The organism is Achromobacter animicus, assembly GCF_902859585.1.
Taxonomy (GTDB): Bacteria; Pseudomonadota; Gammaproteobacteria; order Burkholderiales; family Burkholderiaceae_B; genus Achromobacter; species Achromobacter animicus.
Genome location: NZ_CADIJM010000009.1, coordinates 51,731 through 76,833, shown reverse-complemented (window position 1 = coordinate 76,833; position 25,103 = coordinate 51,731). Strand labels below are relative to the sequence as shown.

Genomic DNA, 25,103 nt, shown 5'->3' with positions numbered 1-25,103 from the left:
GATTTTGATTCATTTTGATTTAGCGTCAGAATGCTCGTCACTTGAATAAATTTTGTGGGATGGCGAGTTCACATGACTACGATTCATAATTTGGGATTCCCCCGCATTGGCGCCCATCGCGAGCTCAAGCGGGCCGTTGAAGGCTATTGGGCCGGCAAGCAAACCGCCGAAGCATTGGAGGAAACGGGCCGCGAACTGCGCGCCCGCCATTGGCGCCTTCAGGCGGCAGCGGGCGTCAAGCTTGTGCCCGTGGGCGATTTCGCCTGGTACGACCCGATCCTCGAATGGACGACGCTGCTCGGCGCGGTGCCCGCGCGCTTCGGCCAAAAGGACAATGAGCCGGTCTCGCTGGACACGCTCTTTCGCATGGGCCGCGGACGCGCGCCGTCGGGCAAGCCCGCCGCCGCCTGCGAAATGACGAAGTGGTTCGATACCAACTACCACTACATCGTCCCCGAGCTGGTGCCCGGCCAGACCTTCCGCGTTGCCCGCGACACCCTGTTTGAACAGGTCAAGGAAGCGCAGGCGCTGGGTCTGCAGGTCAAGCCGGTCATTCCCGGCCCGCTGACCTGGCTGTTCCTGGGCAAGGGCGACGCATTCGCCGACGGTCCCGCCGATTCCGGCAAACTGCAGCTTCTGACGGCGCTGCTGCCGGTCTACCAGGACGTGTTGACGCGCTTTGCCAAGCTGGGCATCGAGTGGGTGCAGATCGACGAGCCCATCCTGGCGCTCGATCTGCCGCAAGCCTGGCGCGACGCGTTCAAACAGGTTTACGAAACGCTGTCCGCTAACCCGGTCAAGCTGCTCGTCGCGACCTACTTCGACGGTCTGAAGGACAACCTGCCGACGGCGCAGGCCTTGCCGGTGGCCGGTCTGCACGTGGATCTGGTGCGCGCGCCGGAGCAGCTGGCCGCGGTGGTCGCCGGCCTGAATGACGGGCAGGTGCTGTCCGCGGGCATCATCAATGGCCGCAACATCTGGCGCACCGACCTGGACGCCGCCATCGCCACGCTGGCTCCGGTCGCGCGCCAATTGGGCGACCGCCTGTGGCTGGCGCCGTCGTGCTCGCTGCTGCACGTGCCGGTCGACCTGGAAAACGAAACGGATCTGGACGCCGAACTCAAGAGCTGGCTGTCCTTTGCCGCGCAGAAGCTGGATGAGCTGACCCTGCTGGGCCGCGCGCTCGACAGCGCCACGGACCCGACGGTGCAGGATGGGCTGGCCGCGCAACGCGCTGCACTGGCCGCGCGACGCGCTTCGGTGCGCATTCACAATCCGGTCGTGGCCCAGCGCATGGCTGCCGCCCAGGGCGTGTCGCGCGACCGCGCGCCGTTCGCCGGCCGCATCGCGCGCCAACAGCAGCAGCTGGGGCTGCCCGCCTATCCCACCACGACCATCGGCTCGTTCCCGCAAACCGCCGAAATCCGCGCGCTGCGCCGCGACTGGAAGGCCGGCGCCCTGACGGATTCCGCGTACGAAGCCGCCATCCGCAAGGAGATCGAGGAAGTCATCCGCTTCCAGGAAAAAGTGGGCCTGGACGTACTGGTGCACGGCGAGCCCGAGCGCAACGACATGGTGGAGTATTTCGGCGAGCTGCTGGCCGGATTCGCCTTCACGAAGAACGGCTGGGTGCAGAGCTACGGCTCGCGCTGCGTGAAACCGCCGATCATCTTCGGCGACGTGGCGCGCCCCGCGCCCATGACGGTCGGCTGGTCGTCCTACGCGCAGTCGCTGACCGATAAGCCGGTCAAGGGCATGCTGACGGGTCCGGTCACCATCCTGCAATGGTCGTTCGTGCGCGATGACCAGCCGCGCGAACAGACCTGCCGCCAGCTTGCGCTGGCCCTGCGCGACGAGGTCGTGGACCTGGAAGCGGCCGGCATCAACGTCATCCAGATCGACGAGCCCGCCATCCGCGAGGGCCTGCCGCTGCGCCGCGCCGACTGGCAGGCGTACCTGGACTGGGCCGTGGACTGCTTCCGCCTGTCGACCGCCGGCGTGCGCGACGAGACGCAGATCCACACCCATATGTGCTATTCGGAGTTCAACGACATCATCGAATCCATCGCGGCCATGGACGCCGACGTGATCACCATCGAAACGTCGCGCTCCAATATGGAACTGCTCAAGGCGTTCGAGGATTTCCGTTACCCGAACGACATCGGCCCCGGTGTGTACGACATCCACTCGCCCAACGTGCCCGAGGTGGACTGGATGGTGGACCTGATGAACAAGGCTGCCGCCCGCCTGCCCAAGGAGCGCCTGTGGGTGAACCCCGATTGCGGCCTGAAGACGCGTGCCTGGCCGGAAACCGAGGCGGCACTGATCGGCATGGTCCAGGCGGCCCGCGCGCTGCGCGACGCGGCCTGAAGCCATGGTCCGTCCCCGGCGCGCGGGCGCCGGGCGCCGCATTCCCCCGCCCGGCCGTGCTCCCTTGCGCGCGCCGGGTTTTTTGCGATCCACCGACGGTGAATCCAGGGCCGATCTGGCGACGGCCCAACGCGAGTGGCCGCCGCCGCGCATGCCAGCGTGTGGGATAGCGGGCCATCCCCCGGCCAATTAATACGATTGCGGCAGGCCGCCTGCGCTATACTTTGAAGGTTTTGTTGCCGCGCACCATTACGCGCTGGCCGTCTCTGCCCCGCAGGCCCCACGCATGCCCTTGCCACCGCCGGATTGTCCTCGTCAGCCGCTGCATACGCGTTCCATACGTGTGCAGTCGTACGCGCGCGACGACGGCAACTGGGACCTGGAAGCCGAGCTTATCGACGTCAAGGCGTACGATTTTCCCAAGCGCGACGGCGAGATGTTCAAGGCGGGGCAACCCATCCACCATATGCACCTGCGCATCACCATCGACGAACAATTCTCGATCGTGGCGGCTCAGGCCGTCTATGACGCGGCGCCTTACGGCGAGCATTGCAAGGCCATCGAGCCGGCGTACACTGACCTGATCGGCATGAACCTGCTCAAGGGGTTCCGTCGCCAGGTCAAAGAGCGGTTCGGGCATGTGGAAGGCTGTACGCACATGACCGAACTGTCGCAGGTGCTTCCCACCGCGGCGGTCCAGACGATGGCCAACCGCCGGCGGCAGGAACCCAACCCGAACCGGCGTCCATTCCAACTGGACGGCTGCCATGCGCTCAGCACTGGCGGCCCTGTGGTGGCTGAGCATTATCCCGAGTGGTACACCGGGGGTAGCGCTGAGGCATCGGCCGAGTCGTCCTCCGATTCACCTTCTTTTTCTCATACGTCCTGACAGGTAACACATGAAAATCCACGAGTATCAAGGCAAGGAACTGCTGAAGCAATTTGGCGTCCCCGTGCCGCGCGGGATCCCCGCTCTTTCCGTCGACGAGGCCGTGGCTGCCGCTGAAAAGCTGGGTGGACCGGTTTGGGTCGTCAAGGCACAAATCCACGCGGGTGGCCGCGGCAAGGGCGGCGGCGTCAAGCTGGCCCGCTCGCTGGACGACGTCCGCAAGCTGGCCTCCGAAATCCTGGGCATGCAGCTCATCACGCACCAGACCGGCCCCGAAGGCCAGAAGGTCCGCCGCCTGTACATCGAAGACGGCGCCGACATCCAGAAGGAATACTACGTGTCGCTGGTCACCGACCGCGCCACGCAGAATGTCGCTTTCATCGCTTCCAGCGAAGGCGGCATGGACATCGAGGAAGTGGCTCACTCCACGCCCGAAAAGATCATCACCGAATACATCGACCCGCTGACCGGCCTGTCCGCCGAGCAAGCCACCAAGATCGCCAACGCGATCGGCCTGCCCGCCGACTCGACTGCCCAGGCCGTTGACGTGTTCCAGAAGCTCTACAAGTGCTACATGGACACCGACGCCTCCCTGGTCGAAATCAACCCCCTGAACCGCGACAGCAAGGGCAACATCATCGCCCTGGACGCCAAGTTCAACTTCGACTCCAACGCCCTGTTCCGTCACCCGGAAATCGTCGCCTACCGCGACCTGGACGAAGAAGATCCTGCTGAAATCGAAGCCAGCAAGTTCGACCTGGCCTACATCCAGCTCGACGGCAACATCGGCTGCCTGGTGAACGGCGCCGGCCTGGCCATGGCCACGATGGACACCATCAAGCTGTTCGGCGGCGAGCCGGCCAACTTCCTGGACGTCGGCGGCGGCGCCACGGCCGAGAAGGTCACCGAAGCCTTCAAGATCATGCTGGCCAACAAGAGCGTCAAGGCCATCCTGGTCAACATCTTCGGCGGCATCATGCGCTGCGACGTCATCGCCGAAGGCGTGATCGCTGCTTGCAAGGCCGTCAACCTGAACGTGCCGCTGGTCGTCCGCATGAAGGGCACCAACGAAGAGCTCGGCAAGAAGATGCTGGCTGAATCGGGTCTGCCCATCATCAGCGCCGACACGATGGCCGAAGCTGCCACCCGCGTCGTAGCCGCCGTCAAGTAAAGAGAAAATCAAGGATTCACAATGTCGATTCTGATCAACAAGGACACCAAGGTCATCACCCAGGGCATCACGGGCAAGACGGGCCAGTTCCACACCCGCATGTGCCGTGAGTACGCCAATGGCAAGGCCGCCTTCGTGGCCGGCGTGAACCCCAAGAAGGCTGGTGAAGACTTCGAAGGCGTGCCGATCTTCGCATCGGTCAAGGACGCCAAGGCTGACACCGGCGCCACCGTGTCGGTCATCTACGTGCCGCCCGCCGGCGCCGCTGCCGCCATCTGGGAAGCTGTCGAAGCCGAGCTGGAACTGGTCATCTGCATCACCGAAGGCATCCCGGTCCGCGACATGCTCGAAGTCAAGAACCGCATGAAGGCCAAGGGCAGCAAGACGCTGCTGCTGGGCCCGAACTGCCCCGGCCTGATCACCCCGGACGAAATCAAGATCGGCATCATGCCCGGTCACATCCACCGCAAGGGCCGCATCGGCATCGTCAGCCGTTCGGGCACCCTGACGTACGAAGCCGTGGCGCAAGTCACCGAACTGGGCCTGGGCCAATCCAGCGCTGTCGGTATCGGTGGCGACCCCATCAACGGCCTGAAGCACGTCGACGTGCTCAAGCTGTTCAATGACGATCCCGACACCGACGCCGTCATCATGATCGGCGAAATCGGCGGTCCGGACGAAGTCAACGCCGCGCAGTGGGCCAAGGACAACATGAAGAAGCCGGTCGTCGGCTTCATCGCTGGCGTCACCGCCCCTCCCGGAAAGCGCATGGGCCACGCCGGCGCGCTGATCTCCGGTGGCGCCGACACGGCCGACGCCAAGCTGGAAGTCATGGAAGCCTGCGGCATCCGCACCACGCGCAACCCCTCCGAAATGGGCAAGCTGCTCAAGTCGGTGCTGTAAGTCTCAGCATTGCGCAATAAAAAGCCCGCTTCGGCGGGCTTTTTTTCGTCCATCTTTTTGGTGATTTCTTAGGGTAATCCCGCGTCCAGGAAGCGGTCGGGGCAATCATACGGAAAGCTGAACGAAACTATAATGAAAGAAATTTTGCGCGTACCAGCAAGAATGCCGTCGGGCTCGCACCAAGACGGTCAGTACGTTTCTCCGTTCAAATTCATCCATTAATTTGGTTTTCTCCTAGGGGGATCACACCTAGGAAAGAGAGGCATGGAACTCAGTTCAGCGGCATTCTGGATCGCGTTGCTCCAGATCATTTGGGTCAACATTCTGCTATCGGGCGACAACGCCGTGGTTATTGCGCTGGCGGCGCGTTCACTGCCTCCGGCACAACAGAAAAAAGCGATCGTGGTCGGTTCCGCCGCTGCGATCATCATGCGTATCGTGCTGACGCTCGTGGCGGCCAAGTTGCTGCTGCTGCCGTGGCTCAAGCTGATCGGCGCACTGCTTCTGGTCTACATCGGCGTTACGCTGCTGCTGCCGGAAGGCGAAGAAGACGGCGCCGGCAAGACGCAGGGCAATCTTTTCACCGCCATCCGCACCATCATGATCGCCGACCTGGTCATGAGCCTGGACAACGTGGTGGCCGTCGCCGCTGCGGCAATGGGCGATACGACGTTGCTGGTGCTCGGCCTGGCCATCAGCATTCCCTTGGTCATCTTTGGCAGCACGCTGCTCCTGAAGGTCATCGAACGCTTCCCGCTCATCGTCTGGGTCGGCGCGGCGCTGTTGGGCTTCATCGCGGGCGAACTGCTGGTGGGCGATCCGGCTTTGCAAGAGCCCGTTGCGCGTATTGACGCCGCGCTGGGTGTGACGCAGCATAGCTTCGCGCTGATGTCGGGCGCACTCGGTGCAGTGCTGGTGCTGCTGATTGGTAAAGTTTTACTGATGCGCCAGAAAGCTGACTGAAAGCTGAACTACAATAATATGTTTTTCTAAATAAACCTGCCGCGCGAAGGCGCGCGGCAGGGCGGCCGGGCCGGGACCGGCCATTCTTTTCATAAATGCCTTCGGGGGTTCAAAGTGCTTGAGTTTTTTCAGACGCTGAGTTGGGCAGCGGTATTTCAGATCATCCTTATCGACATCCTGCTCGGCGGCGACAACGCTGTCGTGATCGCGCTGGCGTGTCGCAACCTGGCGCCCAAGCAGCGCATGCAAGGCATCTTGTGGGGCACCGCGGGCGCAATCATCCTGCGTGTCGTCCTGATCGCCTTCGCAATGCAGCTTCTGAACATCCCGTTCCTGAAGGTCGTGGGCGCGCTGCTGCTCGTCTGGATCGGCGTCAAGCTTCTGGTTCCCGAAGACGATGCGCATGGCGACATCAAGGGCGGCACATCCATCGTCGCGGCCATCAAGACCATCATCATTGCTGACTTCGTGATGAGCCTGGACAACGTGATCGCCATCGCCGGCGCCGCGCAGAACGCGCATGCCGACCATCAGCTGGGTCTGGTCATCTTCGGTCTGGTCGTCAGTGTGCCGATCATCATCTGGGGCAGCACGCTGGTGCTCAAGCTCATCGACCGCTATCCGCTGGTCGTCACCTTCGGCGCGGGCCTCCTGGGCTGGATCGCCGGCGGCATGCTGGTCACCGACGTTATTGTCGAGCGTCAATTTGGCGTTCAGCCGACTACGGTTAAAATCGCCGCTGAAATTATTGGCGCCTTGCTCGTTGTTGTCCTTGGACGGTGGCTTGCAAGCCGCAAGAACGCTTCCAAGGAATCAGCACATGAGTCTGCGTAGATCCACCGATCCCCAGCAAACCGAATCGGGCCTGAGCCTTCTTCAGGGTCTGTTCGTGCTGGCCATCCTCGGCGTAGTCGCGACGATCATCGTCTCCAACTTCGTTTGATGGCATCACGTGTCTCTGCCGCAACGTCTGGTCATTGCGACCCGCGCCAGCCGGCTTGCCCTGTGGCAAGCCGAGCATGTGCGCGATCAGCTGCGCACGCTGTACCCAGCGTGCGCAGTTGAACTTCTTACCCTGACGACCCGAGGCGACCAGATCCTCGACCGCACGCTGTCCAAGGTGGGCGGCAAGGGGCTGTTCGTCAAGGAACTCGAAAACGCGCTGCTCGACGGGCGCGCCGATCTCGCCGTCCACTCCCTCAAGGACGTGCCGGTGGATCTGCAAGCCCCGTTCGAGCTTTGCGCCGTCCTCGATCGCGCGGATCCGCGCGATGCCTTCGTGTCCAACCGGTATGCCTCGCTGGCGGACTTGCCCGCGGGCGCCGTGGTCGGCACGTCCAGTCTGCGCCGCGAATCCCAGATCCGTGCCCGGTTTCCCGCCCTGGTGGTCAAGCCCCTGCGCGGCAACCTGGATACGCGCCTCGGCAAGCTCGACAAAGGCGACTACGCCGCTATCGTGCTGGCGGCGGCGGGTCTGGAACGTCTTGGCATGGGCGAGCGCATTCGCAGCCTGCTCGACCCGGCCGACAGCCTGCCGGCCGCAGGGCAGGGCGCTCTTGGCATCGAAATCCGCGACGATCGCGACGACATGCGTGCGTGGCTCGCGCCGCTGGTCAGCGCAGATACCACCGCCTGCGTGCTCGCGGAGCGCGCTGTGTCTCGCAAGCTGGGCGGCTCCTGCCAGGTTCCTCTGGCCGCGTTTGCCCAGATCGCCGGCGACACACTGTCGCTGCGCGCGCTGGTCGCGTCGCCCGACGGCACCCGCATCGTTCACGCCACGCACACCGGTCCGGTGGATCAGGCCGAAGCCATCGGCGAAGCCGCCGCCTCCGAATTGCTGGACGCGGGCGCCGCGGCGATCCTCCGCGAACTCCTGCACAACGAGCCGCACTGATGGATCCGGCGTTTGCAGCCGCCGAAGGGCCGCGCATCGCCATCCTGACGCGGCCCGCGGGGCGCAACGAAGCGCTGGCTGGCCGCCTGCAGGGCGCCGGTTGGCAGCCTTGCATCCTGCCCGCGCTTGAAATCCATCCCATCTCCGTCGCATCCGAAGACCTGCCCCGGCCTTCGGCGTTCGACCTCGTCGTGTTCGTCAGCGGCAATGCGGCCCGCCAGTACCTGAACCAGCTTTCCCAGGCTGAAGGCGCCGCCGATTGGCCCGCGGGCGTGGCCGCGGCCACGGTCGGGCCCGCCAGCGCACAGGCGCTGCGCGAGACGGGCTTTTTTGGCGCGAATACAACAGTTCTGCATCCGGACGAGTCCGCACCCACCCACGATTCCGAGGCGCTGTGGCGAGTGCTCGAGGCCCAGCCTACGCTGCCCGCGCGCGTGCTGGTGGTGCGTGGCACCCAGGGACGCGATTGGCTCGGCGACAAACTCGAGGCCCATGGCGTCCACGTAACGCGTCACGCCGCCTACCAGCGGCGCGCGGCTGACTGGACCTCTGACCAGCTTGGCGCACTGCGGCGCTGGGCCGAAGCGGACGTCTCTGCCACTTGGCTGCTCACCAGCGGGGAGGGCGCAGACGCCGTCCAGAATCAGCTTCACGCAGCAGGTCTGACTGACTGGTGGCTGCGCTGCCGCTTTGTGATCACGCACCCCTCGCTGGTGCGCCGCCTGCCACCGTCCTGTCATGGCGCGTCCGGAGCGGCGATGGTAAAAATCTGCGTGCCGAACGACGAGTCGATATTCCAGGCTTTTGTTGCTGCTTGATTCGTTGGTTCGGACTGACACCGAATACAATCGCGTCATGACAGATAAGACTCCCGCTACCGATTCGGCCGTTCATCCGGCCGCCCCGGACGCAAGTGCGTCCGCATCGGCCCCGGCCGACTCCGTCAAGGCCCGTCCGGCCAAGCGCGGCAGTGGCCCCTTGGTCACCGCCCTGATAATCGTCATCCTGCTGGCCGTTGGCCTGGGTTATGCGCTGTGGAAGCAACGCACCCAGTTCGTCTCCGCCGGCCGCGAAGTCGCAACGCGCCTGGATACGCTCGGCGCCGACGTCGCGCAAGCCCGCAAGGACACCCGCGAAGCCCTCGCTCTGGCGCAGGCGCAGTCGGGCCGCGTCGCCGAACTCGAAGACACGCTGCGCGAGACGCAAAGCCAGTACAACGCCCTGCAGCAGGCTTGGCAGAACTTCAACGACAGCGCCAGCGACGAACTGCTGGCCAACGACGTCGAGCGTCTGCTGACGATCGCCAACCAGCAATTGCGTCTGGCGGGCAATGTCTCCAACGCGATCGTTGCGCTGGAAACCGCCCAATCGCGCCTTGCGCGCGCCGACCGTCCGCGTTTCTCCAGCCTGCAGCAATCGATCAACGGCGACCTGGACCGCCTGCGCGCCGTGTCCACCGTCGATATCCCCGCCCAGTCGGGCCGCATCGAGCGCCTGGTCGCGCTGATCGGCAAGGCGCCGCTGCTGGTGCCGGACACCGTGTCGCCCGGCGTGGCGCCGGTAGGCCAGGCCCAGCCTCCCGCGCCGGCCCCCGTCGTTGATCCGCAGGCAGGGCTCCCCGCCGACGCGCCCTGGTGGCAGCGCTGGCGCGCCGAAGTCGCCTCGTGGCCTGGCCGCGCGGGCTCCGCGCTGGCCCATGAACTTGGCGGACTCATCACCATCCAGCGCGTGGATGAACCCGCCGCGCTGTTGTTGTCGCCCGAGCAAGCCGATCAGGTGCGCGGCACGCTGCGCCAGCGGCTGCTGACGGCGCAATTGGCAATGCTGATGCGCCAGCCGTCCGTCTGGAAGAGCGAGCTCGATAACGTCGGTTCGACGCTGTCCAAATACTTCGATGGCCGTTCGCCCGACACCGTCGCCGCGCAAACCCTCGCGCGCGAGCTGGCCCAGACCGACATCGCCGTGCGCATGCCGGACGTGGCGGACAGCCTGAATGCCGTCGCGGCCTTGCGCGCCGCGGGCTTCAAGACCAGCGAGCAGGACTGAGCTCATGCGTACCTGGTTCTGGACCCTGCTGCTCGCCGTCGTCGCCGTCGCCTTGGCGGTGGTTCTGCGCTCGCATTCGGGCAACGTGCTGCTTCTGGTGTGGCCGTGGCGCATCGAGATGTCGCTGACGCTCGCCGTCCTGCTCATCGTCGCGACGTTCATCATCCTGTATGTCGGCCTGCGCCTGCTGGCATGGCTGCTCGCCATTCCCGATCGCGTCCGGGCCTGGCGCGGCAAGCGTGCCCAGGCGCGCGACCATGAATTGCTGGAACGTGGCTGGATTGGTCTTCTCGAAGGCCGCTATTCCCATGCCGAAAAAGACCTGACGAAGCTTCTGGACCAGACCAAGGTCCGTACGCGCCGCGTCCTGGCCGCGCTGTCGGCCGCCCGTGCCGCGCATGGCCTCGGTGAATTCGACCGGCGCGATCGCCTGCTTGCCAACGCGCAGGAACAGGCCGGCACGGATCCCGGCCTGCTTGAAGCCACGGCCACGGTTTCCGCCGATATGCTGCTGGATCAGGGCCGCGCCGAGCGGGCCTTGACTGTGCTGGGGCCACTGGCCGACGGTGGCGCGCGCCATCTGCACACCATGCGCCTGCTGCTGCGCGCACATACGGCCTTGAATCACCAGGAGCAGGTATTCACGCTGGCGCGCGGTCTTCTGCGCCGCAATGCATTGGGCCGCCCTGAAGCCGACGTGCTGATCGACGCGGCCGGCGCCGCGCGCCTGCGGGCTGCGGCAGGCCAGGATGCCTGGCGCCCCATCTGGAAAGACCTCAAGGCCGAAGAGCGCCTGCTGCCTGAAATCGCCCTGGCGGGCGCGGCGGCCTTCGAAGCCGCTGGCGAACCCAACGAAGCCGCCCGTGTGCTGGAGTCGGCCATCGCCGTCAAGTTCAATCCCGCTTTGGTGGCGGCCTACGCCCGCTGCGACGCCGAACACGTGTCGCGCCGCCTGGCCAAGGCCGAAACCTGGCTGCATCAACGTCCTACCGATCCCGACCTGCTGACTGCGCTGGGCATGCTGTGCCTGAACGGCCAGCTTTGGGGCCAGGCCGAACGCTATCTGCTGCGCAGCCTCGCGCGACGCAGCGATGCGCAAACGCATGCATTGCTGGGCAGTCTCTACGATCGCCTGGATCGCCCGGTCGACGCCGTGCGCCACTGGCGCCTGGCGACGGCCGCCAGCATGGCTCTGCCCGTGCTGGCCTCGGATGCAGCGCTTCCCGCCGCGGACACCGGTTCGGATCCCTACCGCGTGGACGCCGAAGGCGGCTATGCCGTCGGCCTGTCGGACACCGACAGCGACACGGACGTCGGCGGCGATTACCCGGCCTTGCCCGCCGGTGCCGCGGCAGCGCCCGTCGCCGCGTCGGCCTCGGACTACGTGCTGGACCCGGACGCGCGCGTCAGCAAGGCACAGCACGACCGCGCCCTCGCGCCCGAAGATGCGCCGCTGGCACGCGGCACGTCCGACATCGACGAATACTTCGACAGCGCGCCGATCCCGGCTGCCGCTTTCGACGAGCCGGTGCCCACCTACGCGCCAATGCCGGCGCCCGCTGCGCCCGCCGCCAAGCCGGCGCCGCCCGCGGCGCCCGTGCCGACCACCAAGCCGCCGTTCAAGGACGACGGCTCGATTTGAATATCTTTTCAGACAAACAAGGTTGAACCATGAGTCTTGATCGCGTCTCCCCTGGCAAGAAGCTGCCCGAAGACTTCAACGTCATCATCGAAATCCCCATGAACGCCGACCCGGTGAAGTACGAGGTCGACAAGGATTCCGGTGCGATCTTCGTTGACCGCTTCATGCTGACGGCCATGCACTACCCGTGCAACTACGGCTACATCCCCCAGACCCTGTCCGAAGACGGTGACCCCGCCGACGTGCTGGTCCTGACGCCGTTCCCGATCCAGATCGGCGCCGTCGTGCGCTGCCGCGCCATCGGCGTGCTGGAAATGGACGACGAGTCGGGCGGCGACGCCAAGCTGCTGGCCGTGCCGATCGAAAAGCTGTACCCCCCGTACCGCAATATCAAGTCCTACGAAGATCTGCCGACGGAAGACATCTCCCGCATCCAGCACTTCTTCGAGCACTACAAGGACCTGGAAAAGGGCAAGTGGGTCAAGGTCAAGGGCTGGAAGGGCGTGGACGCCGCACACGAGGAAATCGTGCGCAGCGCCGAGCGCTACACCAAGGGCTGATCAGGCTATCGGCCAGCCGGCATCATCGTGTTGGCTGGCACTTTCCTGCGGCGCGGCCGCGACGGCTGCGGCCAGTCGCAGCCGCGCCGTTGTCTTATGGGGCGCCCGATCCATCCGGCACTCGCTTTGGCCGCAGAAAGGGCTACACTCGCGAGTGCTTTTTCAAACGCCCGGCCGCCCAACAACAACACCGCCCCATCGCGGGGTCACAGGGCAAGCCAAGCGCGCGCGCGTCGGGGTAATATTTTTCCCGGTTTTTCCGGTCACGTATTTGTCATAGGTTGATAGCTCATGGACTACGTTTTGCCTCCCCAGCCGCCCGTCGCGGTTCCCGTTGCCGGCAGCGCCGCGCTGTTCCCCGTGCGCCGCGTGTATTGCGTCGGCCGCAATTACGCCGAACACGCCAAGGAAATGGGTTTCACCGGCCGTGAAGATCCGTTCTTCTTCTGCAAGCCCGCCGACGCGGTGCTGTTCGTGGCCGATGGCGAAACCGGCAAGATGCCGTACCCGCCCAAGACGTCCAACCTGCACTACGAAATGGAGCTGGTCGTGGTGCTGGGCAAGGGCGGCCGCGACATCCCCGTCGATCAGGCCAACGAATGCGTGTGGGGCTATGCGCTGGGTCTGGACATGACCCGCCGTGACCTGCAAGGCGAAATGAAGAAGCAGGGCCGTCCCTGGGAAATCGGCAAGGCGTTCGACCAGTCCGCGCCGCTGGGTCCCATCCACCCGCGCAGCGTGGTCGGCACGCTCGACAAGGGCGCCATCTGGCTGGACGTCAACGGCGAGCGCAAGCAATCCAGCGACATCTCGCAGATGCTGTGGAACATTCCGGAAAGCATTTCTTATCTGTCGGGCCTGTTTGAACTGCAGCCCGGCGACATCATCTTCACCGGTACGCCTGAAGGCGTGGGCGCCGTGCGCCAAGGTGACGTGATCACTGGCGGCGTCGAAGGCCTGGGCGAACTGCGCGTGCAGATCGCCTGAGCATAGGCGCTTTCATCTTTTCATTTTGGAGTTAGAGCATGCGCGGCAAGTTTGTGCTGACTGCCTTTGTCGTATTCGGCTTCGTGCTGGCCGGTTGCAATACCGTTGCCGGCATGGGCAAGGATGTGTCCCGGGCGGGCAATGCCATCACCAACGCCGCCGACAAATAATCGGCGCGCGGCGGTAAAAAAAGCCCCTTGAGTAATCAAGGGGCTTTTTTGTTGCGCGCGCGAAGAAGAACTACAGCACGTCGCCCGCGTAGTCGGCCAGACGCGAACGTTCGCCGCGTTGCAACGTGACGTGGCCGGAGTGCGGCCAGCCCTTGAAGCGGTCGACCACGAACGTCAGGCCGGAGCTGCCTTCGGTCAGGTAGGGGGTGTCGATCTGGGCGACGTTGCCCAGGCAGATCACCTTGGTGCCGGGACCCGCGCGGGTGACCAGCGTCTTCATCTGCTTGGGCGTCAGGTTCTGCGCTTCGTCGATGATGAGGTACTTGTTCAGGAAGGTGCGGCCGCGCATGAAGTTCAGGGACTTCACCTTGATGCGCGAGCGGATGAGGTCCATGGTAGCCGCGCGGCCCCAGTCCCCGTTGCCTTCGCCATCACCCATGTTCAGCACGTCGAGGTTGTCTTCCAGCGCGCCCATCCAGGGCAGCATCTTTTCCTCTTCGGTGCCAGGCAGGAAACCGATGTCTTCACCGACAGGCACCGTGACGCGCGTCATGATGATCTCGGTATAGCGCTTGGTTTCGAGCACCTGCGTGATGCCCGCCGCCAACGCCAGCAGCGTTTTGCCGGTGCCCGCCTGGCCCAGCAGCGACACGAAGTCGCATTCCGGGTTCATCAGCAGGTTCATGGCGAAGTTCTGCTCGCGGTTGCGCGCCGTGATGCCCCAGACATTGTTCTTGCCGTGGGTGTAGTCGCGCAGGGTGGCCAGCACCGCCATCTTGCCGCTGACTTCGCGTACCTGCGCATACAGCGGCATCTGGCCTTCAAAGTAGACGAACTGATTGACGACGAACTGCGAACACAGCGGGCCGTGAATGCGGTAGAAGGTGGTGCCGCCCTGTTGCCAGGATTCGACGTCCTTGCCGTGCTTGTTCCAGAAGTCTTCGGGCAACTGCATCACGCCCGAATACATCAGGTCCGAGTCTTCAAGGACGTGGTCGTTGAAGTAGTCTTCGGCGGCCATGCCCAGCGCGCGCGCCTTCAGGCGCATGTTGATGTCCTTGGACACCAGCACGACCTCGCGCTGCGGGTACTTTTCCTGCAGGGCGCGCACCACGCCCAGGATCTGGTTGTCGGCCTTGCCCATCGGCAGGTCCGAGGGCAGGGTGCTGTGGATGGCGGTCGTCTGGAACATCAGACGGCCGGTGGCGTCCTTGTTGCCCAGCTTTGCCAGTTCCAGCCCTTCGTCAAGGTGCGTGGCGTCCTGCACCAGCGAGTCCAGCGAACGGCTGACCTGACGCGCATTGCGCGCCACCTCGGACATGCCCTTCTTCTGGTGATCCAGTTCTTCCAGCGTCATCATCGGCAGGAAGATGTCGTGTTCTTCAAAGCGGAACAGCGAGCTGGGGTCGTGCAGCAGCACGTTCGTGTCCAGCACGAACAACTTGCGCGGGGCGTTCTCGGCGCGCGCCTTGCTGCGCTTGGCCGGCGCGGGCGTGGCCTTGGCCTGGCGCGCTGGGGCGCGGGCGGCGGGCGCGGCCGGGGCGGGCGGTGGCGTTTCGTGGGCAGGGGACGGCGTGTGGGCCTTGCGCGCCGGCGCCGCCAGACCATCAAGTTCTGGCTGGACCAGCAGCTCGTCCTCGTCGTCGGCGAGGGCAGCCTGGGTGTTGGACCGCGCAGCGGCAGTCTTGGTCGTGCGGGCCTGCGCTCGGGCGGATTCGCCCGAGGGGAAGGTCAGGATGGCTGCGGGGCGGGTAGGCAACTTCGGAAGCGGCATATGCGTCACTCTCCTGTTTGGGCCGGCTATAGCGCCTGACGGGTTTCCTGTGCGGCTAACCGATGCTCTTGGCGGCTTGCAGGACTTCCTTCGCGTGGTTCGGGACCTTCACCCCGCGCCACTCCTGCACCAGCACGCCATAGGCGTCGATCAAGAAGGTGCTGCGTTCGATGCCGCGCACCTGCTTTCCATACATGTTCTTCTGCTTGATGACGCCGAACAGGTTGCAGACGGTTTCGTCGGCGTCGGAGATGAGAGGGAAAGGAAGTTCGTACTTGGCCTTGAAATTCTCGTGCGACTTCAGCGAGTCGCGCGAGATGCCGATCACGATCGCACTGGCCGACAGGAAGTCGCCATGCAGATCGCGGAAATCCTGGCTTTCGGTGGTGCAGCCGGGCGTGTTGTCCTTGGGGTAGAAATACAGGATCACGGCCCGCCCCTGGCATTGTTCAAGGCTGATGGGGCCTATCGTGCTTTCGGCGGTGAACAGCGGGGCGGGTTTGCCTATGCTCGGCGTCATTGACTGGTAGCTCCATTGGGCGGGATGAGGGCGACGACCACGCGCCGTCCCTCAGCCATCAGGATGTTGTAGGTGCGCGAGGCGGCGTGGGTGTCCATCGTTTCCACGCCAATGCCCACGGCCAAAAGGGGACGCAATACTTCAGGGCGCAGGAACTGCTGCTTGCCGCCGGTGCCCACCAGCAGGACTTCGGGCGCGTTGGCCGGCCGGCTGGGCGCGGCTTCCGGGGCATCCAGAAAATCCAGGGGGTTGCGGGCGGGCTCGGACAATCCGGCTGCCTGGAGCAAGAGGGAGGAGGTAATGTCGGCCGGCGACTCAACGGGCCAGATGGTCACTTCGCCTTCGGGGCCGAAAGCGACCGAGGAGGAAAAACGTACCTGGTTGACCTCGATATAGCCATCGCCGTAAGCGGTGACAGTGTTAAGAGCGGCCGTCGCAGGATCGGTATGCAGCTTCAATAAAAACTCCGGCTATACGTGCTTGATAATAGCGCATCGGACACGGCGCATGTTGCAACGTATCCACGAGGGAAAAGGGGCTTTTTTTCCCATTTGCCCCTCAGGCGTCGTTGCGCTAGATTACAGGGTTTTGCTGCGCTGCAATCGTTTGCTGGCGCGGTTCTAAGCCCCCTTTCCCCTTCGCGCGACCGCGCCCTGGTCTTTTTGCCTTTTCGCCCCTAAGGATTCCCATCATGAGGAAGTTCTCTCGCATCGAGCGTTTGCCCCCGTACGTTTTCAACATTACCGGCGAGCTCAAGATGGCGGCGCGTCGGCGTGGCGAAGACATCATCGACATGTCGATGGGCAATCCGGATGGGGCGACGCCCAAGCACATCGTCGACAAGATGGTCGAGGCGACCAGCCGTCCCACCACCCACGGCTACTCGGTGTCCAAGGGCATCCCGCGTCTGCGCAAGGCGATCTGTGACTGGTATCAGCGCCGTTACGCGGTCGAGTTCGATCCGGACTCCGAAGCCATCGTCACCATCGGTTCCAAGGAAGGCCTGGCCCACCTGATGCTGGCCACGCTGGACCGCGGCGACACCGTGCTGGTGCCCAATCCCAGCTACCCGATCCACATCTATGGCGCCGTCATCGCCGGCGCCAACATCCGTTCCGTGCGCATGACGCCGGGCGTGGACTTCTTCGAGGAACTGGAACGCGCCGTGCGCGAATCCATCCCGAAGCCCAAGATGATGGTGCTGGGCTTTCCCAGCAACCCGACCGCGCAGTGCGTCGACCTGTCGTTCTTCGAGCGCGTGGTCGCGCTGGCCAAGGAACACGACATCCTCGTCGTGCATGATCTGGCCTACGCCGACATCACGTTCGACGGCTACGTGGCCCCGTCCATCATGCAGGTGCCCGGCGCGCGCGACGTCGCCGTCGAGTTCTTCACGATGAGCAAGAGCTACAACATGGCGGGCTGGCGCATCGGCTACATGGTCGGCAACCGCGAGCTCGTGAACGCGCTCGCGCGCATCAAGAGCTATCACGACTACGGTACGTTCACGCCGATCCAGGTGGCGTCCATCGCCGCGCTGGACGGTCCGCAGGACTGCGTGAACGAAATCGTGGCGCAGTATCAAAGCCGCCGCGACGTGCTCGTGCGCGGCCTGCATGAAGCAGGTTGGAATGTGGAAATTCCCAAGGCGTCCATGTACATCTGGGCGCAGATCCCCGAACCCTACCGGGCGATGGGCTCTTTGGAATTTGCCAAGCGTGTCCTGTCGGATGCGAAAGTGGCCGTGTCCCCCGGGATCGGCTTCGGCGAGTATGGCGACGAATACGTGCGCTTCGCTCTTATCGAAAACGAGCAGCGTACCCGCCAGGCGGTGCGCGGCATCAAAGATATGTTCCGCAAGGACGGTCTGCTGAAGTGATGAGTGCCCACCCCCGCAGCGCTGCGCGCTTCCCCCTCTAGGGGGCATGCCTGCGGACCGGCGGAGCCGGATCCGCGGCATCCCGATAAGGGGCGACCGCTTTCTTGCGTCGGGGGTGCTGCGAGGCATCACTTGGCATTACGGAGAACTGAAATGAATTCCCCTCAACGCCCGCCCGCAGAGGGCGGCGCGATGAAACCCATAAAGGTGGGTCTGCTGGGTCTTGGCGTGGTTGGCGGCGGCACGTGGACCGTGCTGTCCCGCAACGCCGAGGAAATCGCGCGCCGCGCTGGCCGCCGCATTGAAGTCGTTCGCGCCGCCGTGCGCGACGTGGAAAAGGGCCGCGCCCGCGTGGGCGATTCCATCGTGGTTGATACGGACGGTCACGCGCTGGTGCGCGATCCTGAGATCGACATCGTCGTCGAGCTCATCGGCGGCGACACGCTGGCCCGCGAGCTGGTGCTGGAAGCCATCGCCAACGGCAAGCATGTGGTCACGGCCAACAAGGCGCTGCTGGCCAAGCATGGCAACGAGATCTTCGCCGCCGCCTCTGAGCGCGGCGTGATGGTGAACTTTGAAGCCGCCGTCGCCGGTGGTATCCCCATCATCAAGGCGATCCGCGAAGGCCTGACCGCCAACCGCATCCAGTGGGTGGCCGGCATCATCAACGGCACCACCAATTTCATCCTGTCCGAAATGCGTTCGCGCGGCCTGCCGTTCGCCGACGTGCTGGCCGAAGCCCAGCGCCTGGGTTACGCCGAAGCCGATCCCACGTTCGACGTGGAAGGCGTGGACGCCGCGCACAAGCTCACGCTGCTCGCCTCGCTGGCATTCGGCGTGCCGGTGCAATTCGACCGCGCCCACATCGAAGGCATCTCGCAACTGGCAGCCGAAGACATCGAGCACGCCGAGCGCCTGGGTTACCGCATCAAACTGCTTGGCATCACCAAGCGCCGCCCCGACGGCATCGAGCTGCGCGTGCACCCGGCGCTGGTGCCGTCCGAGCGTCTGCTGGCCAACGTCGAAGGCGCGATGAACGCGGTGCTGGTCAAGGGCGACGCCGTCGGCCCCACGCTGTATTACGGGCAGGGCGCGGGCGAAGAGCCCACCGCCTCGGCCGTCGTGGCCGACTTGGTCGACGTGACGCGCCTGCACACCGCCGATCCGGGCAACCGCGTGCCGCATCTGGCCTTCCAGCCGGACGCCATGTCGGACACGCCCATCCTGCCGATCGAACAGGTCAGCACGTCCTACTACCTGCGCCTGCGCGTCGACGATCAGCCCGGCGTGCTGGCGGACATCGCCCGCATCCTGGCCGACCGCGGCATTTCCATCGGTTCGATGATCCAGCAACCGTCGCACATCGGCGGCGCGGACATCATCTTCCTCACGCACGAGGCCATGGAAGGCAACGTCAACCAGGCCATCGAGCGCATCGAATCGCTGCCGTTCGTGCGGTCCAAGGTGACGCGTCTGCGCGTGGAGAACCTGACCTGATGAAGCTTGGCTCCCTCGCCAGGGAGTCCGGCCCATCGTGGAGCCATTGATATGAAATACATCTCGACGCGCGGCGGCATGGCCCCGCTCGAATTCTCCGACATCCTGCTCGAAGGCCTGGCGCCCGACGGCGGGCTGGCCGTGCCGCAGACGCTGCCCCAGGTCTCTGCTGACACGCTGGAATCCTGGCGCGGCCTTTCGTATGCCGACCTGGCATTCGAAGTGCTGTCGCTGTTCGCCACGGACATTCCCGCGGACGACCTGCGCCGTCTGACCCGCGCCGCCTACACGCCGCAGATCTTCAGCAGCGAGGACATCGTGCCGCTGCGTCCGCTCGACGGCGGGCTGTCGTTGCTGGGCTTGTCGGAAGGGCCGACGCTGGCGTTCAAGGACATGGCCATGCAGTTTCTTGGCCAGGTCTTCGAATACGTGCTGGAAAAGCGCGGCACCACGCTGAACATCGTGGGCGCCACCTCCGGCGACACGGGCTCGGCGGCGGAATACGCGCTTCGCGGCAAGAAAGGCGTGGCGGTGTTCATGCTGTCGCCGCATGGCCGCATGAGCGCCTTCCAGCGCGCGCAGATGTACTCGCTGCAAGACGAGAACATCCACAACATCGCCGTGCGCGGCGTGTTCGACCAGGCGCAGGACATCGTCAAGTCGCTGGCCGGCGACCTGGACTTCAAGAACCGGTATCGCCTGGGCGCCGTGAACTCGATCAACTGGGCGCGCATTGCCGCCCAGGTCGTCTACTACTTCCACGGCTGGCTGCGCGCCACCGAACGCGCCGGACAGCAAGTGTCCTTTGCCGTGCCGTCGGGCAACTTCGGCAACATCCTGTCGGGTCACATTGCCCGCCGCATGGGCTTGCCGATCCGCCGCCTCGTGCTGGCCACGAACGAGAACAACGTGCTGGAAGAGTTCTTCCGTACCGGCGTGTATCGTCCGCGTCCCGCCGAGCAGACGTACGCCACCTCCAGCCCGTCGATGGATATCTCGCGCGCCTCCAACTTCGAGCGCTTCGTGTTCGACCTCGTGGGCCGCGATACCGATCGCGTGAAGGCGCTGTGGACGGCGCTGCCGCGGGATGGCGCGTTCGATCTGTCCGACATGAAGGATCAGTTCGAGTCGCAGTATGGCTTCGTGTCGGGCGCCAGCTCGCATGTGGACCGTCTGGCGACGATTCGCGCCTTGTACGACGCTACTGGCGTGCTGGTCGACCCGCACACCGCGGACGGCGTGAAGGTCGCGCGCGAATTCGTCGAGCCGGGCATCCCCATGCTCGTGCTGGAGACCGCGCTGCCGGCCAAGTTCTCCGAGACCATCGAGGAAGCGCTTGGCCGTCCCGCGACGCCGCCCGGCAACCTCGCCGATCTTGAATCGCTGCCGCAGCGCGTCGAAGTGATGGACTGCGACGAAGCGTCCGTACGCCGTTTCATCGAGGCGCACGCCAAGGTGTAAGCACGCTTGCCGCTTGTATACGGTTGCAACCCCTCTCAGGCGCGCCCTTAGAGGGGTTTTTCTTTATTGGGGCCGGGTCCGATTACGTTCTTAAGCATTTTGCGCACAACCCGACACGATTTCGGGGGTCGATTCGGCTAGAGTGAAATCACTATTCAACACTCGGAGAACACGACCATGAACCTGAAGACCATGACGTTGGCCCTGGTGATGACCGGCGTTGGAGTACTGGCCGGATGCTCGTCGCCTTCGGTTATCAACCAACGCGACGGATCTTCGACCGTAGCGCCCGACGAGCCCGAATACGACAAGAAGTCGGGCATGTATGAATACGAACAGAACGGCAAGAAGGTTCAGATCAACAAGGACGACGTGAAGTCGATCGAAGAGGTCAAGTAAGCCAGCCTGACTCTTTACTGTCTGCACCAAGCAAAAGCCCCGGCTGTCATGGCCGGGGCTTTTGTTTTGGTGCGGAACGAACGGGCGCAGTTTACTTGCCCGCGTCCTCGGCGTGGTAGCGGCCCACGCGTTCGACTTCGTTCTTGGAACCCAGGATCACGCTCACGCGCTGGTGCAGCTTTTCAGGCTGGATGTCCATGATGCGCTGCGTGCCGTTGATGGCCGCGCCGCCCGCCTGTTCGATCAGGAAGCTCATGGGGTTGGCTTCGTACATCAGGCGCAGCTTGCCGGCCTTGCCGGGTTCGCGCGCGTCCCACGGGTACATGAAGATGCCGCCGCGGGTCAGGATGCGATGCACGTCCGCCACCATCGAGGCGATCCAGCGCATGTTGAAATCCTTGCCCAACGGGCCGGTGGAGCCAGCCAGGCAGTCGTCGATGTAGCGCTTGACCGGCGGGGCCCAGTGCCGCATGTTCGACATGTTGATGGCGAATTCCTTGGTGTCTTCCGGCACGCGGATGTTCTCGTGCGTCAGCACCCACGATCCCATTTCGCGATCCAGGGTGAAGCCCACGACGCCGTTGCCGATGGTCAGCACCAGCATCGTCTGGGGACCGTAGACGGCGTAGCCGGCCACCACCTGCTTGTTGCCCGGCTGCAGGAAGTCGTCTTCGCAGACGGGGGCGCCCGACACATCATGCGGCGCGTGCAGCACCGAAAAGATGGTGCCGATGGAGACGTTCACGTCGATGTTCGACGAGCCATCCAGGGGATCAAACAGCAGCAGGTATTCGCCCTTGGGGTAGCGGTTCGGGATCAGATGGATGGTTTCCATCTCTTCCGAGGCCATGGCCGCCAGGTGGCCGCCCCATTCGTTGGCTTCCAGCAGGATCTCGTTGGACAGCACGTCCAGCTTCTTCTGGACTTCGCCCTGGACGTTTTCGCTTTCCAGGCTGCCGAGCACGCCGCCCAGCGCGCCCTTGCTGACCGCATGGCTGATGGCCTTGCAGGCGCGCGCCACCACTTCGATGAGCAGCCGGACTTCCGGCGCCAGGGCTTGGGCGGAGCGTTGCTGCTCCACCAGGTATTGAGTCAGTGTTTTACGTTTCAAAAGGATCTCCCTATGCGGCGAATTCTAAAGCCTTGGATACGATTTCCTGCACGTTGCGCGACAGGCCGTCGTGCTGGCGCACTTTTTCAAGCGCGGCCTGCATGGGCGCGCGCAGCGTGGGGACGAAGCGCGACCAGTTGTCCAGCGCACGCGCCAGGCGCGCGGCGATTTCCGGGTTCAGCGCGTCCAGCGCCAGCACCTGCTCGGCCCAGAAGGCATAGCCCGAGCCGTCCGGATGGTGCATGCCGCGGGCGTTGTTGAGGCAGAACTGGAAAATCAGCGCGCGGGCGCGATTGGGGTTGCGCAGCGTGAAGGCCGGGTGCTTCATCAGCTCGCGGGCGGTCTGCACGGTTGTCGAGCGGGCGGCCGCCTGCAACGCGAACCACTTGTCCACCACCAGCGGATTAGCGCTCCATTTCGTATAGAAAGCGGCCAGCGCCTGCTGCGGGAAGTCGCCTTGTCCGAAATTGATCAGGGCAGTCAGCGCGGCCATGCTGTCGGTCATGTTGCCCGCATTGGCGTACTGTTGTTCGGCCAGGCGCTGGGCTTCGGGCTCGCCGGCCGCCATCAGGTGGCTGAGCGCCAGATTCTTCAGGGCGCGCATGCCGGCGGGAATCGGGGCAGGGCTGTACTCGCCCGGCGTCTGGTTCTCGTCGAAGGCGCGGCGGAACACGGCCTGGAGTTGACGGCCCAGTTCGGCGCGCAGGAAGTCGCGTGCCACGGCCAGAGCGGGCGGATCCACCTGCTGCATGCGTTCGGCCAGTGTCTTTTCCGACGGCAGCGCCAAGGCGCGCGCACGGTAGGCGGCATCCAATGCGGGATCGGTGAGCAACGCGCGCCAGGCGTCGATGAAAGCCGCCTCGGCGTGCAGCGTACGGCCCGCCTGGCGGGCGTCCGCGAGCGCCAGAATCTGGCGGGTGGCCAGTTCCTGGCCGGCTTCCCAGCGCGCAAACGGATTGCCGTCGTGTGCGGACAGCAGCGCCAGTTCTTCGTTGGACCAGTCGTAATCCACGATGACCGGCGCGGAGAAGTCGCGCAGCAGCGAAGGCACGGGCCGTTCGGCGATATCTTCGAATACCCATTGCTGGCTTTGCGTGGTCAGTTCCAGCAGTGCGGTGTCCACGACGGCGCCCTCGTGGCGCAGCGGCAGCGCATTGCCATCGCGGTCCAGCAGGCCGATCGCAAAGGGAATGTGGAAGGGCGCTTTGACGTAGTCCGGGCCGGCCTTCTTTTCGACGCCGACGGGCGGGCACGACTGGGTGAGTGTCACGGTGCAACGGCGCGCGGCGGCGTCGTGATCGAGCCTGACCGAAACGCGGGGCGTGCCGGCCTGCCGGTACCAGCGGCGAAACACTGACAGGTCGCGGCCGGGATGCTGCTTGACGTAAACCGATTCCATAGCGGCGACGAAATCGTCGCACGTTACGGCCTGGCCGTCGTGGCGGCGGAAGTATTCGTCCATGCCCGCGCGGAAGCCGGTTTCGCCCAGCAGCGTGTGCTGCATGCGGATGACCTCGGCGCCTTTTTCGTACACGGTGGCCGTGTAGAAGTTGCCGATTTCCTGGTAGCTTTCCGGACGGATCGGATGCGCCATGGGGCCGGCGTCTTCAGGGAACTGCGCGGCGCGCAGCGCCACGACGTCATCGATGCGCTTGACGGCGCGCGCGCTGGCCGCGGCTGCGGCGTCCATGTCGCGCGCCATCATGTCGGCGCTGAATTCCTGGTCGCGGAAGACTGTCAGGCCTTCTTTCAGGCTCAGTTGGAACCAGTCGCGGCAGGTGACGCGGTTGCCGGTCCAGTTGTGGAAGTATTCGTGCCCGATTACCGATTCAATACCTTCGTAGTTCGCGTCGGTGGCCGTCTGCGGATCGGCCAGCACGTAAGCCGCGTTGAAGATATTCAGACCTTTGTTTTCCATGGCTCCCATATTGAAGTCATGGACGGCCACGATCATGAAGCGGTCCAGGTCCAGTTCAAGCCCGAAGCGGCTTTCGTCCCAGCGCAGCGAACGCACCAGCGAATCCAGCGCCCATTCGGTCTTGGTTTCGGAGCCGGGGTCGCTGTAGACCTGCAGCAGCACATCGCGGCCACTGACCGTCTTGACTGTGGTTTCGCGATGCGTGAGGTTGCCCGCCACCAGCGCGAACAGATAGCAGGGCTTGGGGAACGGATCTTCCCATTCGACCTCGTTGCGGCCGTCGGGCAACTGGCGCGAGGCGATCAGGTTGCCGTTGGACAGCAGCACGGGATACTCGGGCTGCGCGCGCAGCGTCACGCGATAACGCGACATGACGTCGGGGCGGTCAGCAAACCACGTAATGCGGCGGAAGCCTTCGGCCTCGCATTGCGTGAAGAAATTGCCGCCCGACACGTACAAACCCATCAGGGTGGAATTGGCGGACGGCTTGCAGCGGCTGACGATTTCAACCGTGGCGTCGGCAGGCAGGCCACGCAGCGTGAGGGTGTGCTCGGACAGCTGGTAGCTGGCGGCGGGCAGCGGCTCGCCATTCACGCCTACCGACACGAGTTCCAACTCTTCTCCGTCCAGGATCAGGGCGGCGTCGGCGCTGGCCTCAGGCCTGCGCTGCACGTGCATCGTGCAGCGCACTTCGGTCGCGTCGGGCGCGAGGTCGAAGGCGAGGGCGACTTCGGGAATTTCGTAGGGGTAGGGCTGGTAATCCTTGCGGTAAACGGTAACGGGCGTGTCGGTGCGCATGGGATTTGCAGTCCTGTATGAACAAGAAGGCTATTGTAGTGGCTGGCCGATGAGCGGAACCTTGGGCTTACGGGCTAGCCTGAAAACTTTTGGCAAGCGCTTATGTCAAAGCTCGTTATGATGGCGCCGTCGTGCGCTGAAGGAGTTGCAA

Annotated in this window: 24 protein-coding genes; 18 read left to right on the top strand and 6 right to left on the bottom strand. The window is 64.4% G+C overall.

What is annotated here, in order from left to right; all coding sequences use genetic code 11:
* The first annotated feature begins 72 nt into the window (after positions 1 to 72).
* From metE to HV681_RS19665, 5 genes are all read left to right on the top strand, one after another.
* Positions 73 to 2,370, top strand: coding sequence for a 5-methyltetrahydropteroyltriglutamate--homocysteine S-methyltransferase (gene metE / locus HV681_RS19685; protein ID WP_175124636.1), 2,298 nt, complete (start codon positions 73 to 75; stop codon positions 2,368 to 2,370).
* 286 nt (positions 2,371 to 2,656) lie between these two features.
* Positions 2,657 to 3,259 (top strand): DUF2889 domain-containing protein, encoded by a 603-nt coding sequence (locus tag HV681_RS19680; protein WP_175124635.1) that lies wholly within the window; start codon positions 2,657 to 2,659, stop codon positions 3,257 to 3,259.
* A gap of 10 nt (positions 3,260 to 3,269) precedes the next feature.
* Positions 3,270 to 4,430: an ADP-forming succinate--CoA ligase subunit beta gene (gene sucC, locus HV681_RS19675; protein WP_056567354.1), complete on the top strand. Its 1,161-nt coding sequence runs from the start codon at positions 3,270 to 3,272 to the stop codon at positions 4,428 to 4,430.
* 21 nt (positions 4,431 to 4,451) lie between these two features.
* Positions 4,452 to 5,333 carry a succinate--CoA ligase subunit alpha gene (sucD, locus tag HV681_RS19670; RefSeq protein WP_056567350.1) on the top strand — a complete coding sequence of 294 codons (882 nt, stop codon included), beginning with the start codon at positions 4,452 to 4,454 and terminating at the stop codon, positions 5,331 to 5,333.
* Between the two features lie 264 nt (positions 5,334 to 5,597).
* The gene (locus HV681_RS19665; protein WP_105238013.1) at positions 5,598 to 6,296 is read left to right on the top strand and encodes a TerC family protein; all 699 of its coding nucleotides are present in this window, start codon (positions 5,598 to 5,600) and stop codon (positions 6,294 to 6,296) included.
* Here HV681_RS19665 and HV681_RS27905 read toward each other — a convergent pair.
* Positions 6,270 to 6,545 (bottom strand): hypothetical protein, encoded by a 276-nt coding sequence (locus tag HV681_RS27905; protein WP_254594178.1) that lies wholly within the window; start codon positions 6,543 to 6,545, stop codon positions 6,270 to 6,272. The genes HV681_RS19665 and HV681_RS27905 overlap by 27 nt on opposite strands.
* Here HV681_RS27905 and HV681_RS19660 point away from each other — a divergent pair.
* The 9 genes from HV681_RS19660 to HV681_RS19625 all read left to right on the top strand — a co-directional run bounded on the left by HV681_RS19660 (position 6,432) and on the right by HV681_RS19625 (position 13,595).
* Entirely contained in the window at positions 6,432 to 7,130 is a 699-nt protein-coding gene (locus HV681_RS19660) for a TerC family protein (RefSeq protein WP_218895259.1), read from the top strand. The two genes, HV681_RS27905 and HV681_RS19660, sit on opposite strands and share 114 nt — an antisense overlap.
* Positions 7,117 to 7,239, top strand: coding sequence for a hypothetical protein (locus HV681_RS28040; RefSeq protein ID WP_008164300.1), 123 nt, complete (start codon positions 7,117 to 7,119; stop codon positions 7,237 to 7,239). Before HV681_RS19660 ends, HV681_RS28040 begins: the two co-directional genes overlap by 14 nt.
* Before the next feature lie 9 nt (positions 7,240 to 7,248).
* Positions 7,249 to 8,190 carry a hydroxymethylbilane synthase gene (gene hemC / locus HV681_RS19655; RefSeq protein ID WP_175124634.1) on the top strand — a complete coding sequence of 314 codons (942 nt, stop codon included), beginning with the start codon at positions 7,249 to 7,251 and terminating at the stop codon, positions 8,188 to 8,190.
* Entirely contained in the window at positions 8,190 to 9,008 is an 819-nt protein-coding gene (locus HV681_RS19650; protein WP_175124633.1) for a uroporphyrinogen-III synthase, read from the top strand. The genes hemC and HV681_RS19650 overlap by 1 nt, the downstream gene beginning before the upstream one ends.
* Before the next feature lie 37 nt (positions 9,009 to 9,045).
* A complete protein-coding gene (locus HV681_RS19645; protein ID WP_175124632.1) occupies positions 9,046 to 10,236 on the top strand; it encodes a uroporphyrinogen-III C-methyltransferase in 1,191 nt (396 codons plus the stop codon).
* Between the two features lie 4 nt (positions 10,237 to 10,240).
* Positions 10,241 to 11,878 carry a heme biosynthesis HemY N-terminal domain-containing protein gene (locus HV681_RS19640; protein WP_175124631.1) on the top strand — a complete coding sequence of 546 codons (1,638 nt, stop codon included), beginning with the start codon at positions 10,241 to 10,243 and terminating at the stop codon, positions 11,876 to 11,878.
* Positions 11,879 to 11,907: 29 nt separating this feature from the next.
* Positions 11,908 to 12,438 carry an inorganic diphosphatase gene (gene ppa / locus HV681_RS19635; protein ID WP_175124630.1) on the top strand — a complete coding sequence of 177 codons (531 nt, stop codon included), beginning with the start codon at positions 11,908 to 11,910 and terminating at the stop codon, positions 12,436 to 12,438.
* A gap of 291 nt (positions 12,439 to 12,729) precedes the next feature.
* A complete protein-coding gene (locus HV681_RS19630; protein ID WP_128827800.1) occupies positions 12,730 to 13,425 on the top strand; it encodes a fumarylacetoacetate hydrolase family protein in 696 nt (231 codons plus the stop codon).
* Positions 13,426 to 13,463: 38 nt separating this feature from the next.
* Entirely contained in the window at positions 13,464 to 13,595 is a 132-nt protein-coding gene (locus tag HV681_RS19625; protein ID WP_056567326.1) for an entericidin A/B family lipoprotein, read from the top strand.
* A gap of 70 nt (positions 13,596 to 13,665) precedes the next feature.
* Here HV681_RS19625 and HV681_RS19620 read toward each other — a convergent pair whose 3' ends face one another.
* From HV681_RS19620 to HV681_RS19610, 3 genes are read right to left on the bottom strand one after another with little or no spacing between them, the layout of a single operon-like run.
* Positions 13,666 to 15,369, bottom strand: a complete 1,704-nt coding sequence (locus HV681_RS19620; RefSeq protein WP_175124629.1) for a PhoH family protein — start codon at positions 15,367 to 15,369, stop codon at positions 13,666 to 13,668.
* A 55-nt stretch (positions 15,370 to 15,424) separates the two neighbouring features.
* The gene (locus tag HV681_RS19615) at positions 15,425 to 15,889 is read right to left on the bottom strand and encodes a peroxiredoxin (protein ID WP_056567320.1); all 465 of its coding nucleotides are present in this window, start codon (positions 15,887 to 15,889) and stop codon (positions 15,425 to 15,427) included.
* The gene (locus tag HV681_RS19610; RefSeq protein ID WP_175124628.1) at positions 15,886 to 16,347 is read right to left on the bottom strand and encodes an Mth938-like domain-containing protein; all 462 of its coding nucleotides are present in this window, start codon (positions 16,345 to 16,347) and stop codon (positions 15,886 to 15,888) included. Before HV681_RS19610 ends, HV681_RS19615 begins: the two co-directional genes overlap by 4 nt.
* A 233-nt stretch (positions 16,348 to 16,580) precedes the next feature.
* Here HV681_RS19610 and alaC point away from each other — a divergent pair, with 233 nt between their 5' ends.
* The 4 genes from alaC to HV681_RS19590 all read left to right on the top strand — a co-directional run bounded on the left by alaC (position 16,581) and on the right by HV681_RS19590 (position 21,125).
* Positions 16,581 to 17,768, top strand: a complete 1,188-nt coding sequence (gene alaC, locus HV681_RS19605) for an alanine transaminase (RefSeq protein WP_056567313.1) — start codon at positions 16,581 to 16,583, stop codon at positions 17,766 to 17,768.
* Between the two features lie 192 nt (positions 17,769 to 17,960).
* Positions 17,961 to 19,265: a homoserine dehydrogenase gene (locus tag HV681_RS19600; protein ID WP_175124729.1), complete on the top strand. Its 1,305-nt coding sequence runs from the start codon at positions 17,961 to 17,963 to the stop codon at positions 19,263 to 19,265.
* Between the two features lie 51 nt (positions 19,266 to 19,316).
* Entirely contained in the window at positions 19,317 to 20,726 is a 1,410-nt protein-coding gene (gene thrC, locus HV681_RS19595; protein WP_175124627.1) for a threonine synthase, read from the top strand.
* Positions 20,727 to 20,903: 177 nt separating this feature from the next.
* Positions 20,904 to 21,125: a YgdI/YgdR family lipoprotein gene (locus HV681_RS19590; protein ID WP_056567306.1), complete on the top strand. Its 222-nt coding sequence runs from the start codon at positions 20,904 to 20,906 to the stop codon at positions 21,123 to 21,125.
* A gap of 91 nt (positions 21,126 to 21,216) precedes the next feature.
* On the opposite strand, the gene HV681_RS19585 is transcribed toward HV681_RS19590, so the two are convergent.
* Positions 21,217 to 22,236 (bottom strand): class 1 fructose-bisphosphatase, encoded by a 1,020-nt coding sequence (locus tag HV681_RS19585; RefSeq protein ID WP_175124626.1) that lies wholly within the window; start codon positions 22,234 to 22,236, stop codon positions 21,217 to 21,219.
* A 10-nt stretch (positions 22,237 to 22,246) separates the two neighbouring features.
* Positions 22,247 to 24,952 (bottom strand): aminopeptidase N, encoded by a 2,706-nt coding sequence (gene pepN, locus HV681_RS19580; protein ID WP_175124625.1) that lies wholly within the window; start codon positions 24,950 to 24,952, stop codon positions 22,247 to 22,249.
* Positions 24,953 to 25,103 lie beyond the last annotated feature (151 nt).